This window comes from Bradyrhizobium guangzhouense, from assembly GCF_004114955.1.
GTDB classification, from domain to species: domain Bacteria; phylum Pseudomonadota; class Alphaproteobacteria; order Rhizobiales; family Xanthobacteraceae; genus Bradyrhizobium; species Bradyrhizobium guangzhouense.
The window spans coordinates 6,700,419-6,713,903 of the sequence record NZ_CP030053.1; the positions used below are offsets into that span (position 1 = coordinate 6,700,419).

14 protein-coding genes are annotated in these 13,485 nt (G+C 63.7%); 3 read left to right on the forward strand and 11 right to left on the reverse strand.

Annotated elements, in window-relative coordinates:
* Positions 1 to 94: 94 nt before the first annotated feature.
* Together XH91_RS31955 and XH91_RS31960 are read right to left on the reverse strand one after the other, a co-directional pair.
* Positions 95 to 718, reverse strand: a complete 624-nt coding sequence (locus XH91_RS31955; RefSeq protein ID WP_128954289.1) for a GNAT family N-acetyltransferase — start codon at positions 716 to 718, stop codon at positions 95 to 97.
* Between the two features lie 67 nt (positions 719 to 785).
* Positions 786 to 989: a DUF1127 domain-containing protein gene (locus tag XH91_RS31960; RefSeq protein ID WP_128954290.1), complete on the reverse strand. Its 204-nt coding sequence runs from the start codon at positions 987 to 989 to the stop codon at positions 786 to 788.
* A 110-nt stretch (positions 990 to 1,099) separates the two neighbouring features.
* Between XH91_RS31960 and XH91_RS31965 the strand changes: the two genes are divergently transcribed.
* Both XH91_RS31965 and tcuC read left to right on the forward strand, forming a co-directional pair.
* The gene (locus XH91_RS31965) at positions 1,100 to 1,993 is read left to right on the forward strand and encodes a transcriptional regulator GcvA (protein WP_128954291.1); all 894 of its coding nucleotides are present in this window, start codon (positions 1,100 to 1,102) and stop codon (positions 1,991 to 1,993) included.
* Positions 1,994 to 2,136: 143 nt separating this feature from the next.
* A complete protein-coding gene (gene tcuC, locus XH91_RS31970) occupies positions 2,137 to 3,483 on the forward strand; it encodes an MFS transporter (RefSeq protein ID WP_128954292.1) in 1,347 nt (448 codons plus the stop codon).
* A 120-nt stretch (positions 3,484 to 3,603) separates the two neighbouring features.
* Here tcuC and XH91_RS31975 read toward each other — a convergent pair whose 3' ends face one another.
* The 3 genes from XH91_RS31975 to XH91_RS31985 are packed head-to-tail and all read right to left on the reverse strand — an operon-like array spanning position 3,604 to position 6,210.
* Positions 3,604 to 4,017, reverse strand: a complete 414-nt coding sequence (locus XH91_RS31975) for a Rieske (2Fe-2S) protein (RefSeq protein ID WP_057746215.1) — start codon at positions 4,015 to 4,017, stop codon at positions 3,604 to 3,606.
* Positions 4,017 to 5,126, reverse strand: a complete 1,110-nt coding sequence (locus XH91_RS31980; protein WP_128954293.1) for an amidohydrolase family protein — start codon at positions 5,124 to 5,126, stop codon at positions 4,017 to 4,019. Before XH91_RS31980 ends, XH91_RS31975 begins: the two co-directional genes overlap by 1 nt.
* Positions 5,127 to 5,151: 25 nt before the next feature.
* Positions 5,152 to 6,210: an amidohydrolase family protein gene (locus XH91_RS31985; RefSeq protein WP_128954294.1), complete on the reverse strand. Its 1,059-nt coding sequence runs from the start codon at positions 6,208 to 6,210 to the stop codon at positions 5,152 to 5,154.
* Between the two features lie 195 nt (positions 6,211 to 6,405).
* Here XH91_RS31985 and XH91_RS31990 point away from each other — a divergent pair, with 195 nt between their 5' ends.
* Entirely contained in the window at positions 6,406 to 6,888 is a 483-nt protein-coding gene (locus XH91_RS31990) for a CinA family protein (RefSeq protein WP_128954295.1), read from the forward strand.
* A gap of 123 nt (positions 6,889 to 7,011) precedes the next feature.
* Here the strand turns inward: XH91_RS31990 and XH91_RS31995 are convergent, their stop codons facing one another.
* From XH91_RS31995 to XH91_RS32020, 6 genes are all read right to left on the reverse strand, one after another.
* The gene (locus tag XH91_RS31995) at positions 7,012 to 7,287 is read right to left on the reverse strand and encodes a DUF1488 family protein (protein WP_164938312.1); all 276 of its coding nucleotides are present in this window, start codon (positions 7,285 to 7,287) and stop codon (positions 7,012 to 7,014) included.
* Between the two features lie 96 nt (positions 7,288 to 7,383).
* The gene (locus tag XH91_RS32000; protein WP_128954297.1) at positions 7,384 to 8,016 is read right to left on the reverse strand and encodes a tetratricopeptide repeat protein; all 633 of its coding nucleotides are present in this window, start codon (positions 8,014 to 8,016) and stop codon (positions 7,384 to 7,386) included.
* A gap of 144 nt (positions 8,017 to 8,160) precedes the next feature.
* Positions 8,161 to 9,630: an AMP nucleosidase gene (locus XH91_RS32005; protein WP_128954298.1), complete on the reverse strand. Its 1,470-nt coding sequence runs from the start codon at positions 9,628 to 9,630 to the stop codon at positions 8,161 to 8,163.
* Positions 9,631 to 9,803: 173 nt separating this feature from the next.
* On the reverse strand, positions 9,804 to 11,138 hold the full coding sequence (locus tag XH91_RS32010; protein WP_128954299.1) for an HlyD family type I secretion periplasmic adaptor subunit: 1,335 nt from the start codon (positions 11,136 to 11,138) through the stop codon (positions 9,804 to 9,806).
* Complete coding sequence (locus tag XH91_RS32015; RefSeq protein ID WP_128954300.1) at positions 11,135 to 12,883, reverse strand: type I secretion system permease/ATPase; 1,749 nt, start codon at positions 12,881 to 12,883, stop codon at positions 11,135 to 11,137. Before XH91_RS32015 ends, XH91_RS32010 begins: the two co-directional genes overlap by 4 nt.
* A gap of 266 nt (positions 12,884 to 13,149) precedes the next feature.
* The gene (locus XH91_RS32020; protein WP_128954301.1) at positions 13,150 to 13,419 is read right to left on the reverse strand and encodes a GlsB/YeaQ/YmgE family stress response membrane protein; all 270 of its coding nucleotides are present in this window, start codon (positions 13,417 to 13,419) and stop codon (positions 13,150 to 13,152) included.
* Positions 13,420 to 13,485: the final 66 nt, after the last annotated feature.

Here is a 13,485-nt window from a genome sequence, read left to right on the forward strand (position 1 = left end):
CGCGCTACGCGCGCCCCGGAATGACGATAGGTGAGGACCGCAAAAACAAAAAAATGCCCGGCGCTGGCTTGGCCAGGCCGGGCTTGGAGTGGTGTCAGGCCGAGGCTGAGGGGCGTTCGACCTGACGGGAAAGCGCGGCGAGACGCCAGCTCGCGCAAGGAATGTCAATTGGCGCGATATCGATCTCCTTGTCGAAGCGCACCAGCTTCCAGTCGTCGGGATGATTGACGAAGGCAAAACCGGATTTGCGCGCAAGCGAGATCATGGTCTGGTTCGAGCGCAGCGTGTCGCCGAAGATGTGCTCGGCGCCGAGCGCCGCAGCGCGGCATTCGAGGTTCTTCATCAGCGCGGTGGCGATGCCGTTGCCTTGCCAACGATCGTCGACCGAAAGGCCAAACTCGAGCGTCGATGTCTCGGCGTGGAAGGCGTAGCGCGCCTCGGCAACGATCGTCTCGAAGCCATCGACCATCTTGGTTACGACCACGGTAAAACGCTCGCGCGTTCCGACGTCGAGAAACTCGTTCAACAGCCCGTTCGGCAGTTCACTCAGCGCGCCGAAGAAGCGGTTGTAGCGGGAGCGTGTCGTCAGCGAACGGAAATAGTGCTGAAGCTCGTCGGTGTCACCAGGCTCGACGAAGCGCACGTTGAGCGGCTCGCCCTGCCGGGTGTGCAGCGTATCCGAGTATTGCTTCAGATCTTCCAGGCGATAGGTGCTCATGACACGAGACCTCGAAAGAGGGACCGCCGGCGCCCCTGTGAACAGGCGGCGCCGGCCTGACGGCCTATCAGGCCCGCCAGAAGGGTTTGTCGGCCTCATAGGCAATGTCGGTCCAGGACAGGCCGACGTCGTGGAGATCGCGGGCGGTCCAGTTGGTCAGCTCGCGCCGGGTGCGGTAGCGCTCGTGCCAGACATGGAGGGTCTCGCTAACCTGCTGGATCAGGCCAGGTGCATGATGATTTGTCATCGAATTCTGGGTCAACGTAGACATTTTCAGCTCCTTGAGCTAACTTGACGGCTAATATCTGCCTTCGAGTGCGCTGCGACAAACGACAATTTGTACCTCTTCGCATGAAATAAACTCATGCATCCTGTTGCCAAATGACTGCCAGATTGCCGTCCCTGAACGGATTGCGGGCGTTCGAGGCTGCCGCGCGCCATCTCAGCTTCACGCTGGCCGCCGGCGAGCTGAACGTGACCCAGACCGCGATCAGCCATCAGATCCGCAGGCTCGAGGAGGAGCTCGGCGTCCGTCTGTTCATCCGGCAGAACCGCGCGCTGGCCTTGACGCCGGAGGCGCGCGACTATCTCCCGGGCGTTCGCGCCGCCTTCAACGACCTTCGCCTGGCCACCGACAGGCTGCTGCGCAAGGACGACGACAAGGTGCTGACGGTCTCAACGATCGCTTCGCTCGCCGCGAAATGGCTGCTGCCGCGCCTGACCGATTTCCAGGAGACCCATCCCGGCATCGACGTCCGCATCACCACCTCCACCAGCCTCGTCGACTTCCAGCGCGACAATGTCGATGCCGCGATCCGCTACGGCAGAGGCCAGTGGCCCGGCGTGCGCGCCGACTGGCTCATGGCTGACGAGCTGTTTCCGGTGTGCAGCCCTTCTCTCCTTCGCAACGACAAACCGCTGCGCACGCCGGAGGACCTGAAGGATCATGTACTGCTGCACACCAACAACGGTGATGACTGGCGTCTCTGGCTGACGGCGGCAGGCCTGTCGACCGGCATCTCGCGGCAGCCCGGCATCACCTTCGACATGACCTTCGTGACGGTGCAGGCTGCGATCGACGGCATGGGCGTGGCGATGGGACGAACCTCCTACGTCAAGGACGACATCGCCAAGGGCCGGCTCGTGGTTCCCTTCAAGATCGCGCTGCCGGCCGACGCCGGTTTCTATCTCGTCTCCCCGGAGGGCCGTCGCGAGGCGCCGAAGCTTGCCGCCTTCCGCCAATGGATGATTGCGGCAACGCATAATAAAGCCTGAAAAATCATCAGCTTCCGGAGCAAAATGGGTTGACTCGCAAAGCCTCGCGCGAGAGGGGTTAGTCAGATTGTCGCAGCAACAATCTGTCGCCTTGCCGTGAAAATGAGTTCCGGTCCGGCCACGTCTTCCAGGGGAGCAACGTCATGGCTGGACCAGCAGCATCATCAAATCCGGTAGAGCTCAGGTCGCGCCTCGGCGCGATCCTGCGCGCAACATCAGGTAATTTCCTCGAGCAGTTCGACTTCTTCCTGTTCGGCTTCTATGCGCAGGATATCGCAAAGGCGTTCTTCCCCGCCGCGGACGACACTGCGGCCCTGCTCAACGCTTACGGCGTGTTCTGGCTTGGCGCGCTGATGCGCCCCGTCGGCGCCATCGTCCTCGGCTCCTATATCGACCGTATCGGCCGCCGCCAGGGCCTGATCGTCACGCTCGCGCTCATGGCGCTAGGAACCGTGGTGATCGCCTTCTGCCCGTCTTATGCAGCGATCGGCGTTGCCGCCCCGGCCATTGTGCTGATTGGCCGGTTGATTCAGGGTTTTTCCGCTGGCGTGGAGCTGGGCGGTGTCTCCGTTTATCTGTCCGAGATCGCAACACCGGGCAATCGCGGCTTCTACACCTCCTTCCAGTCCTCCAGTCAGCAGGTCGCGATCTTCGTCGCGGCGATCCTCGGCTTTATCCTGCGGGAAGCCATGCCCGGTGACACCTTCCTGGATGTCTTCGGGGGCGTCGCGAAGTGGCGCATCCCGTTCTTCGTCGGCTGCATCATCATCCCCGTGATTTTCTTCCTGCGGCGTTCGCTCGAGGAAACGCCGGCGTTCCTGGCCATGAAGAAGCATCCGACCGCACGCGAGGTGTTCGCGTCGGCGATCGCGAACTGGCGCATCGTCATCCTCGGCATGATGATCGCGGTGCTGACCACGACGACCTTCTACTTCATCACGGTGTATGCGCCCGGCTTCGGCAAGCAGCTCAACCTCTCGCCGACCGGAACATTGCTCGTGACCCTGCTCGTTGCGGTGACCAACTTCATCTGGAATCCGGTCGGGGGCGCACTGTCCGACCGGATCGGCCGCAAGCCCGTGCTGGTGACCATCGCGGTCCTGTCATTCCTGACCGCCTACCCCGCGCTGTCCTGGCTCGCGGCAGCTCCCACGCTGGGGAAACTGCTGGCCGTCCAGATGATGTTCTCGTTCTACTTCGGCGTTTACAGCGGCACGATGCTGGGATGTCTGGTCGAGATCGTGCCGGCCCATGTCCGGACCACCTGCTTCTCGATCGCCTTCGCGCTGGCTGCCGGCATCTTCGGCACGTCGACCCCCGCCGTCGCGACCAAGCTGATCAGCATGACCAACGGCGACAAGGCCTCGCCGGCGTACTGGCTCATGTTCGGTGCCGCGCTCGGCATCATCGCCGCGCTGATCGTCTATCGCGGCGGCAGGCAGAGCGTGCCGGTCTATGATACGGCCGTCGAGCCGGCGACAGGGCATTAGGATGGTGTCATTCCGGGGCGCGACGAAGTCGCGAACCCGGAATCCATTTCTCCAAGCATTCCTGACGCGCGATGGAGTCCGGGCTCGATGCTTTGCATCGCCCCGGAACGACGGCGGGACCTACAGCTCCACCACCACGTAGTCGCTTTCGACCTTCACGGGTATCGTCTCCGCGACATACGGACCCTTCACCACACTCGCGCCCGGCTCGACATGGGCGGGATAGGCCTTCACGCGGAAACGGCGAGGGTCGCAATAGGACTGGCCGGTGCGGATGTCGAACTCCCAACCATGCCAGGGACAGCGGATGATCTCACCCAATTTGGTGTATTCGATCTCGCCGGGATCCTTTGACTGCGCGAGACCGATCAGCGGGCCCTCGCACAAGGCCGCACCCTGATGCGGGCAGCGGTTCATCAGGCCGAAATACTCGCCCTTGATGTTGAAGACCGCGATCGGCCGTCCGTCGATCTCCAGAAATTTTCGCGTGCCGGGCGGCAATTCGTCGACCGCGGCAACCACATGCCGCGCCATCAAGCAATCCCGTACAGCTTCTTGGCATTGCCGAGATAGAACGCCTCGCGATTGGCTTCGCTGACACCTGCCGGCAGCACGCGCGACGGCTCGTCATAATCCCAATGCGGATAGTCGGTCGCGAACAACAGACGGTCCCAGCCGATCCACTTGATGACGTCGAACAGATCCTCGCGGTTTTCAGGATCCTCCATCGGCTGTGTGGTCCACCACACCTGCTCGCGGATATATTCCGACGGCGGCCGCTTCACATGCGGCACTTCGCTCCTGAGCCGCTGCCAGACCTTGTCGAGCCGCCACGCCAGTGACGGCGCCCAGCCGAAGCCGGCCTCGATCATCACCATCTTCAGTTTCGGGAAACGCTCGAACACGCCCTCCAGCACGAGGCTCGCCAGCGCCGATTGCTGGCACTGCGAATGGCCGACCATCTCCTCGATGTAGTAGGACGGCCAGCCCGATGGCGTGATCGGATTGCCGCCGAAGCCGAAGGCGTGGACGCCGACCGGAAGCCCCGCCTCTTCCGCGGCCTGATAAATCGGCCAGTAGCGGCGCTGGCCGAGCGGCTCGACATTGCGGCTGAGCAGCAGCACCTGAACGAAGTTCTTGTCGCCGGCTCGCTCGCGAATCTCCGCAGCGGCCGACAGCCCGTCCTCATTGCCGACGACAATGGACGCCTTCAGCCGCTTGTCCTTGCTGGTCCATTTGTCGATCTGCCAGTCGTTGATCGCCGAGCACAGAGCCGCCGAAAGCTCGTGATTGCGGATGCCCTGCCCGGTGTTGAGCGGATTGAGCACACCTAACTGCACGTTGTTGGGATCGAGCAGTTGCTTCTGCATGAAGGAGAGTGAGGAGCCCTGCGGGCCGCCTTCGGGCGGATAGGCATCGCGGCGCGAGGCGTTTGGCTGGGCCTTCGGGTAGGGAGGGCCTTCCATCATGCCCTGATAGGCATGGACGCCGTAGATCTCGAGATGATGCTGCCAGCGTTTGGCGAGGTAAGGATAAAGCTCGGTCCGGGTCGCGCGTGCCGGATGGATGTCGCAGTCCGCGATCGCGGTCTTTGTCGTCGGAGGGGAAGCGGCTTCTAGGCTCTCGCGGAACTGGATATTCATCGCCTTGCCTCCTTTGGCAGCGGGCTCATTTCAGGCGGGGATAGGTAGCGAGCGGATTGTCGATCATGATCTTGCGCACGAGATCGGGGGTGAGACCCTCGGGCAGCGCGTCCTGGCCGTCGAACTGCCAGTGCGGATAGTCCGTGGAGAATAGGACCAATTCGTCGGACTGCATATGATCAAACAGGCGAATTAATGTCGCCTGGTCCGGCGGCGCATCAAATGGCTGTAATGAGAAGCGGATGTTGCTGCGCACAATGTCCAGCGGCGCGCGATCCACCCAAGGCGTCTCCATCCGCACTCCGCGCCAGAACTTGTGCAGGCGCCAGAGATAGGGCGAGATCCAGGAGACGCCGGACTCCAGCATCACCATCTTCAGCCGCGGATATTTTGCGAACACGCCCTCGACGATCAGGCTGGTGAGCTGGGTCTGGAACGCCTGGGCCTGACCGACATAGTCCTCGATGTGATAGGAACCCCAGCCGACGGCGGTCGGCGGATTGTGATAGGCGGAACCGGCGTGGATGCCGACCGGCAGGTCGAGCCGCTCCGCAGCCTCGTAGATCGGCCACAGCGCGCGCTTGCCGAGCGGGATGTCGCCCATGACAAGCATCAGCACCTGTACGAAGCGCTTGTCCTCAGCACAGCGCTCGATCTCGGCGACCGATTTCTCGACGCTTTGCGTCGGGATCACGATCGAGCCCCGCAGCCGGGAGTCGCGATCGAGCCATTCCCTGGCGAGCCATTCGTTCAGCGCGCGGCAGAAGGCGGCCTGCATGTCTTCGGAGAACACCATCTGCACGCCGTAAAGCGGATTGCAGATGGCGTGCTTGAGTTGGAAGGGATCGAGCACGTGGCGCTGCATGTCCTCCAGGCTTCCGCCCGGCTTGCCAGTCTCGGGACGCCAATCGGGCCGCGCCACGATCGGCGAGTTCTTCGGATAGGATTGCGAGACGAGGTCGACCATCCCGCGCGTCGTCACCTGGTCGCGCCAATAATCGTTCAGGTAGGGCAGCAGGCTGGTCAGATGCGGCACGGCCGGATGCACATCGCAATCCACCGCGCCGGCGATCAGGGACGCCATGACGTCTCCCTTCTCACGTTTTCTCGTCTTGTCTTGTCTTGTCTCGTCTCGTCTCGTCTTGTCTTGGGCAGCGCTTGGCCGCCCCGCTTTGTCAGCCATTCAAGCAGGCCTGACCCTCGCCTGCAACTCGGCCAAAACAGCTGTCATATGCTAGGAAGGCTGAGCTCGGTTGCCAAGGGAACAAGGGGTGCGGGGATGAAAGAGCTCGTCGGCATTGCGGAACAGGTCGCTGCGAAACTGATCGCGCGCCAACAGACCATTGCGGTTGCGGAATCCTCGGCCGGAGGCCTGATCGCTGCAAGCCTGCTCGCAGTGCCCGGAGCCTCGGCCTATTTCCTCGGCGGCGCCGTGGTCTACACCCGCGACGCCAGACGCGTGTTGATGGATATTTCGGACGACGGCATGAAGGGCTTTCGCTCGTCCTCGGAGCCCTACGCAAAACTCCTCGCCGAGCAGATGCGCGGCCGCTTCGGCGCCGACTGGGGCTTGTCCGAGACCGGTGCAGCCGGCCCGACCGGCAACCGCTACGGCGATGCCGCCGGCCACAGCTGCATGGCGGTGGCGGGACCAGCGACGGACGTCATGACGCTGGAGACGGGCAGTCATGATCGCTTCGCCAACATGCAGGTGTTCGCGGCGACGGCGCTGAAGTTGTTGCTGAAGAAGCTGGAGGGGTGAACTGCTCTTGCGGCTCTCGTGAGTCGGGACGCTATCGCCGCATACTCTCTGTCATGCCCCGCGAAGGCGGGGCATCCAGTACGCCGCGGCTTATCGATTCAACAGCGGAGTATGGCGCGATAGCTACCGCCCCAAATGCCGCACAAAAATCCGCACCACATAGCCTTTGAACCGCGGCGCCTCGTCGTAGAGGTCTGATGCGATCCGTTCGATGGTTTCGCGTAGCGAGGTGAACTGCGCTTGCCGGGCGCTGCTTTCAGTGCCCTGCATGCCCGCGAGCTCATCCATTGCAGCGTCGCTGATCTGGCAGTCCACGACGTCATCATCATTCAACATGGTGAAACGGAAGGCCAGACGTTCGAGGTCGTGGCCGATGATCCTGTCGCTCAAAAGCGGCATGCAATTGTCCCGTTCGCGCCCCCGAACGGGACAATGCTGAAATTTACGTGACTTGTCACCTCGCTGGTGGTTCATAGCCGGCCTTCCTGGCCGACTTCAGTACGCGAGAGCAGTTCCAGTGGGCTTGTTCAACGCGGCTGCCAGGGACTTGTACTCCTCGCAATCCGTCCCGCAGATGGCCGCGATCCGGCTGAGATGAAACATCGCTTGCTCGCGATTGCCCTGCTCGAGCTGCCACAGACCATAATATTGCCAGGTCAGCACGTGGTTCGGGTCGATCGTCAGCGCGTGCTCGTACCAGATCTGCGATTGTTTGTAGTCACCGAGCTTGCGGTAGGAGTAACCGATCAGGTTCGCGACATTCGCATTGTCGTCGTGGCCGAGCGACTTCAACTGGGCGATCGCAGCCGTGTAGTCGTTGCGATCGTAGATGGTGTCGTAGGCGACGCGATATCCGGCGGCAAAAGCCGGATCATCGATACTCGACTGGTTGTTGGCCTTCTTGCCCTTCTGGGTCGCTTTGGTGTGGCTGCGCCCAGGATAGGTCGGGGCCGGCGTGTTCTGGCTGGAAGCGGGATGCGCGAAGGGATCCATACCGCCTCCGCCACCACCACCACCGCCGCCTCCACCTCCGCCGCCTGCGGCCCAAACAGGTGCAGATCCGGCTGCGGCAACGAGCGCCGCGAGATACGCGCCGCGAACGGCAAGCCTGATGATCGGACTGACCATTGTGGTCTCCTGATGTCTGCTCAAACACGCCCCGGACGAGATGATAACCCTGCTTCGGCAAGGATATTCCCGCGACAGGCACGCGGGCACACCACGAGCGCGGCACGACAGGCGTGCTGCCATTGTTAGGCAGCCCGGGCCGGCTTACTGGAACGCGACTTCGGCAAAGCTACGAAGCTTGCGCGAATGCAGCCGCTCCGATTCCTGCTGTTTGAGCCGTTCCAGTGCCTTGAGACCGATTTCGAGATGCTGGCCGACGCGGCGGCGATAAAATTCGCTGGCCATGCCGGCAAGCTTGATCTCGCCGTGCAGCGGCTTGTCGGAGACGCAGAGCAGCGTGCCATAGGGCACGCGGAAGCGGTAACCGTTGGCAGCGATCGCGGCCGATTCCATATCGAGCGCGACCGCGCGCGATTGCGACAGGCGGCGAATGACCTCGGACCCCGAGATCTCCCAATTGCGGTTGTCGACGCTGGCCACTGTCCCGGTACGCATCAGACGCTTGAGCTCGAAACCTTCGAGACCCGTGACGTCCTCAACCGCCTGCTCCAGCGCGACCTGCGTCTCGGCCAGCGCCGGGATCGGCACCCACAGCGGCAGCTCGCGATCGAGCACATGGTCCTCCCGCACATAGCCATGCGCGAGCACGTAGTCGCCGAGCCGTTGGGTGTTGCGCAAGCCGGCGCAGTGTCCGAGCATCAGCCAGGCATGCGGCCGCAGCACCGCAACGTGATCGGTGACGTTGCGCGCATTGGACGGACCGGTGCCGATGTTGATTAATGTGATGCCGCGATAACCGGGCGCGACCAGATGGAAGGCCGGCATGTTCGGCGTGCGTGCAGGCGCGGCCCCGGTCGTGCTTCCGTCGCCGCGCGTGATGACGTTGCCAGGTGCAACGAACGCGTCGAGCCCGGCTTCGCCGGACTGCAGCCGCTGCTGGCAGAGCTCGGCGAAGGCATCGACATAGAATTGGTAGTTGGTAAAGATCACAAAGTTCTGGAAATGCTCGGGGTCCGTGCCGGTGTAGTGGTAGAGCCGGCGCAGCGAGTAGTCGACGCGGGCGGCGCGGAACAGCGAGAGCGGCTCGGGTGCGCCTGCCTGAAGCTGGAACGTACCGTCGGCGATGGAATCGTCCATCGTGCCGAGATCAGGAACGTCGAACGCGTCGCGCAGCGAACGCGTGACCGGTGAATTCTCGCTGGTGGTGATGGCCGCTTCGATGTTGATGTCGCGGCGATAGGCGAAATGGATCGGGATCGGCTCCGCGGATTCGCCGATCTCGACGGGCACGCCGTGGTTCTGGATCAAGAGACCAATCTGTTCGGTGAGATAGGCCCGGAACAGATCCGGCCGCGTCACGCTGGTCTCGTGCACGCCCGGTCCCGCGACGAAGCCGTAGGAGAGACGCGAATCCAGTCGCGCATGCGTCGCGGTGGTGAGACGGACGAAGGGATAGTAGGCCCGCACCCGCGTCGTGATCGCCTCGCCCGAGACATAGGCCTCGAACCGGTCGCGCAGGAATTTTGTGTTGCGCTCGTAGATCTCTTCGAGGCGCGCGACGGCCGCGGATGCATCGGAGAAGGACTTCGTGGCGATAGCGGACGGGGTTTGCATCGTTCGACCGGCGGGATGTTGGACCTGAGTCGAACTATAGCAAGAAGCAGGTGCCGTAGGGTGGGTTAGCGCAGCGTAACCCACCACTTCCGCTTCGGCGGATAGAGAATTGGTGGGTTACGGCTTCGCCTAACCCACCCTACGAGATCGGCGAGATCGATCTACGGCGCGCGTCACTTCTCGCGGAAGGCCCGCATGAACTGGTCATGCAGCGGCTTCAATAGGTAGGACAGCATGGTGCGGTCGCCGGTCTGCACGAAGGCCTCCACCGGCATGCCGGGGATCAGCTTGGAATCACCGAGCTTGGCGACCTCTTCCGCCGACATCGAGACGCGGATGGTGTAGTAGCTCTGGCCCGTGCGCTGGTCGGTGGTGACGTCGGGCGAGACGCGGCTGACGACGCCAGTGAGCTCCGGCGTGGTGCGCTGGTTGAAGGCGGACAGACGCAGCAGCGTCTTCTGGCCGATCTGCAGCTTGTCGATATCGACCGGATTGACCTTGGCCTCGACCTGGAGGTCGTCGGTCTGCGGCACGATCAGCATCAAGGTGTCGCCGGCGGTGACGACGCCGCCGACGGTATGCACCGTCGATTGCAGCACCATGCCGTCCTGCGGGGCGCGGATGTCGACGCGCCGGAGCTGGTCTTCGGCCGCAACCTTGCGCTCGATCAGCTCGCCGCTCTTGTCGTTGGTCTCGCGCAGATCCTTGGAGACCTCGCTCACCATGTCCTTGTCGACCTGGATGATCTGCAGCTCGGTCTCGGTGATCTTGCCCTTGGCCTGCGCCCGCGAGGCGATGTACTGCGCGCGCTCGCCGTTGAGGCGGGCGGAGTCGCGCTCCAGCGTGGTCAGGCGCGAGATCTGCACCAGGTGCTTGTCGTAGAGATCGCGCACGCCCGTGAGCTCCTGCTGCACCAGCGCGATCTCCTTGTCTTTGGCTTTCTCCTGCGCGACGAGGCCTTCGATCTCCTCGTTGAGCTGCTGGATGCGCTCGCGAAGCTGGGCCTTCTGGCCGGCCCTGCCGTTGACGCGGACGTCGAAAAGCTTGCTTTCGCTGTCGAGCAGCGCCTTGACGTCGGGATCGTCGGCGCGATCAAGCAGCGAAGCCGGGAATTGGATCTTGTCGAGACCGCGCTGCTCGGCCTGGAGGCGTGCCGCACGCGCCTGCGCGGCATCGAGATTCTTGGTCACGATGGCGAGATTGGCCCTGGTGACGGTGTCGTCGAGCCGCACCACGATATCGCCGGCCTTGACCACGTCACCGTCGCGGGCGCGCACCTCGCCGACGACGCCGCCGGTCGGATGCTGCACCTTCTTGACGTTGGATTCGACCACGATCTGACCGGGCGCGATCAGCGCGCCCGAGATCAGCACCGTCGAGGCCCAGCCGCCGAGGCCGACGGCGAGAAACGCCACGATTCCGAGCCCGAGCAACAGGTGAAACCGGATCGAGTCCCGCACGGTCTTCGTCGCGGCGGGCTTTGTCCCGCCAACCGTCATCGTGCTCATGCTTTGGCCACTCCGCCTTCGCTGACGACCTTGATCGGCGCCGGCGGCGCGACGCGGGGTTGCAGCACCTGGGCGAGCACCTGCTCCTTCGGACCGAAGGCCTGCATGCGACCGTCGCGCAGCACCAGGATCTGGTCGACCGCCTCGACGCCGATGGGACGGTGCGCCACCACGATGACGATCGCGCCGCGCTCGCGCGCGCTGCGAATGGCACGGGTCAGCGCTTCGTCGCCTTCGGTGTCGAGATTGGAATTGGGCTCGTCCAGCACGATCAGGAACGGATGGCCGTAGAGCGCGCGCGCCAGCGCCACGCGCTGGGCCTGGCCGGCCGAGAGCGAATTGCCCTGCTCGCCGACTTGGGTGTTGTAGCCCTCGCGCATCTTGATGATCATCTCATGCACGCCGGCCTCCTTGGCCGCCGCGATGATGCCGTCGGAGCTCGCCTCGGGATCGAACCGGCTGATGTTCTGCGCGATGGTGCCGCCGAACAATTCGACGTCCTGCGGCAGATAGCCGATGTGGCGGCCGAGCACGTCACTCGACCATTGGTCGAGCGCCGCGCCATCGAGCCGGACCTTGCCGCGGACCGGTTGCCAGACGCCGACCAGCGCGCGGATCAGCGAGGATTTGCCGGAGCCGCTCGGCCCGATCACGCCGAGGCCGTTGCCGGCTTCGAGTGCAAAATTGACGTCCTGGACGATAAGGCGCTGGTCGCCCGGCGCCACCATGGCAACGCCTTCGACCGAGAGGCGGCTGGTGGGCGCCTGCAGCTGGGTCGGAATCGTCTGCGCCGGCATCTGCTCCAGCAGACGGCTGAGGCGGTGCCAGCTCTGGCGCGCGGCGACGAAGGATTTCCAGTGCGCGATCGCGAGATCCACCGGCGCCAGCGCGCGGGCGGACAGGATCGAGCCGGCGATGATGATGCCGGCGGTCGCCTCCTGCTTGATGACGAGCGTGGCGCCGACCGCGAGCACGGCCGATTGCAGCATCATGCGCAGCACTTTGGCGATCGCGCCGAGGCCGCCGGAGACGTCGCTCGCATGCTGATTGCCGGCGAGGTATTTTTCATTGGCCGCGCTCCAGCGCGCGTTGAGCCGGCCGGCCATGCCCATCGACACCAGCACTTCGGCGTTGCGGCGGCTGGATTGAGCGAGGTCGTTGCGCTGGGCGGCAAGGCCCATGGCCTCCTTCGCCGGCTGGCGGGACAGGAACTCGGTGACGAGCGTCAGGCCGACCAGGATGGTGGCGCCGACCAAGGCGGTCAGGCCGATCCAGACGTGGAAGGCGAAGCAGATGCCGAGATAGAGCGGCAGCCAGGGCAGGTCGAAGAACGCGCTCGGTCCCATGCTGCCGAGGAAGGAGCGGACATTGTCGAGGTCGCGCAGCGGCTGCAGGCCTTCGTTGCGGTTGCCGACCACGAGCGGCAGCCGCACGATAGTGTCGAACACGCGCTTGTTCAGGGCTTCATCGAGCGCGGTGCCGACCCGTCCCAGGATGCGGCTGCGGATCATGTCGAGCACGCCCTGCGCCATATAGAGGCCGCCGGCGAGGACGATCAGGCCGACCAGGGTCGGGATGCTGCGGCTCGGCAGCACCCGGTCGTAAACCTCCAGCATGAAGATCGACCCGGTCAGATAGAGCAGGTTGATCATGCAGCTCATGAAGGCGACGCCGACGAATGCGGTGCGGCAGGCACGCAGCGCGTCACCGAGCTCTGAACGGCGGAGGCCGGGAACGGCTGCCATCAGTCTGATCTCTTTCGGGTGTGGGGCAGAACCCCTGAATTCAAAGGCAAATCGAGGCGTACGCGCCGCGGATTAATATCGGGTTCTCCCCGCTTGCAATGCAATCAAATTCATCCGGGCCTCGCCACATCTACTGCGGTCAGCCCAATCCGCAAGTCCGGTATTTCACAGTCATTGCGGCTTTTTCGAGTAAAGACAAGCGCCTCCCGCCAAGGGCGCTGGAAGGCGCGCGGGGGAGAGGCGCAAGGTTCCGATCGATCGAACCGCTAGAGCCGGCCGCCGCCGCGGACCAGCCGGACCACCAGCAGCAGGATGATGGCGCCGATGGCGGAATAGATGATCTCCGAGACCAGCCCGACGCCGATATGGATGCCGAGCCTTGGGAACAGGAAGGTCGCGACGAACGCACCGGCGATGCCGATCACGATGTCGCCGATGATGCCGAACCCGGCGCCGCGCACAACCTTGCCAGCGAGCCAGCCGGCCACCAGGCCGACGAACAGGATGACGATGAGGCTTTGACCTGAAATGTACATAAGATGAAGTCCCTCTCCGTGAACGCCGCCATGGAACCGGAACCGGGATGAATGGGGTCTGAATGC

Coding starts and splice junctions, on each gene's coding strand:
- XH91_RS31980 (WP_128954293.1), bottom strand. CDS start 5,126: ATGAATATCCAGTTCCGCGAGAGCCTAGAAGCCGCTTCCCCTCCGACG.
- XH91_RS31975 (WP_057746215.1), bottom strand. CDS start 4,017: ATGGCGCGGCATGTGGTTGCCGCGGTCGACGAATTGCCGCCCGGCACG.
- XH91_RS31965 (WP_128954291.1), top strand. CDS start 1,100: ATGACTGCCAGATTGCCGTCCCTGAACGGATTGCGGGCGTTCGAGGCT.
- tcuC (WP_128954292.1), top strand. CDS start 2,137: ATGGCTGGACCAGCAGCATCATCAAATCCGGTAGAGCTCAGGTCGCGC.
- XH91_RS31995 (WP_164938312.1), bottom strand. CDS start 7,287: ATGCCGCTTTTGAGCGACAGGATCATCGGCCACGACCTCGAACGTCTG.
- XH91_RS31960 (WP_128954290.1), bottom strand. CDS start 989: ATGTCTACGTTGACCCAGAATTCGATGACAAATCATCATGCACCTGGC.
- XH91_RS31990 (WP_128954295.1), top strand. CDS start 6,406: ATGAAAGAGCTCGTCGGCATTGCGGAACAGGTCGCTGCGAAACTGATC.
- XH91_RS32010 (WP_128954299.1), bottom strand. CDS start 11,138: ATGAGCACGATGACGGTTGGCGGGACAAAGCCCGCCGCGACGAAGACC.
- XH91_RS31955 (WP_128954289.1), bottom strand. CDS start 718: ATGAGCACCTATCGCCTGGAAGATCTGAAGCAATACTCGGATACGCTG.
- XH91_RS32005 (WP_128954298.1), bottom strand. CDS start 9,630: ATGCAAACCCCGTCCGCTATCGCCACGAAGTCCTTCTCCGATGCATCC.
- XH91_RS32020 (WP_128954301.1), bottom strand. CDS start 13,419: ATGTACATTTCAGGTCAAAGCCTCATCGTCATCCTGTTCGTCGGCCTG.
- XH91_RS32000 (WP_128954297.1), bottom strand. CDS start 8,016: ATGGTCAGTCCGATCATCAGGCTTGCCGTTCGCGGCGCGTATCTCGCG.
- XH91_RS31985 (WP_128954294.1), bottom strand. CDS start 6,210: ATGGCGTCCCTGATCGCCGGCGCGGTGGATTGCGATGTGCATCCGGCC.
- XH91_RS32015 (WP_128954300.1), bottom strand. CDS start 12,883: ATGGCAGCCGTTCCCGGCCTCCGCCGTTCAGAGCTCGGTGACGCGCTG.